Here is a 477-nt window from a genome sequence, read left to right on the forward strand (position 1 = left end):
TGTTTCCACTCGCTCATAGAGTGCGGGTGTTTTTTCGCGTAGTTTTTAACTGCAGTTGGGGCACGACGGTCAGAGTTACCTTCACGTAATACCGGGTTTACAGCAGAACCGAGGCATTTACCGAAACGTGCTTTAAGTGCTTTTTCTTCTTCAGTAGTTGGGTTTTCTGGGTAATCAGGAATTGCATAGCCCTTAGACTGAAGCTCTTTAATACATGCTGTTAACTGAGCTACAGAAGCACTGATATTAGGTAGTTTAATAATATTTGTGCTTGGATCTTGTGTAAGACGGCCTAGCTCAGCAAGGTTGTCAGCTACTTTCTGTTCTTCAGTCAGGTAGTCTGAGAATTCTGCGAGCACGCGTGCTGCAACAGAGATGTCAGTTTTGACAATCTCAACGCCAGCAGGCTTAGTAAAGGTCTCAATGATCGGCAGTAGCGAGTAGGTCGCCAACAATGGCGCCTCGTCGGTCAGTGTG

General features: G+C 46.1%; 1 protein-coding gene. It reads right to left on the minus strand.

Annotated elements, in window-relative coordinates; all coding sequences use genetic code 11:
* Window positions 1-477 (minus strand): NADP-dependent isocitrate dehydrogenase (locus tag B4033_RS08270; protein WP_286833129.1); only part of this gene is annotated, 477 nt, incomplete at both ends.

It is taken from the genome of Acinetobacter sp. UBA3132, assembly GCF_002364825.1.
In the GTDB taxonomy this organism is placed as follows: domain Bacteria; phylum Pseudomonadota; class Gammaproteobacteria; order Pseudomonadales; family Moraxellaceae; genus Acinetobacter; species Acinetobacter schindleri.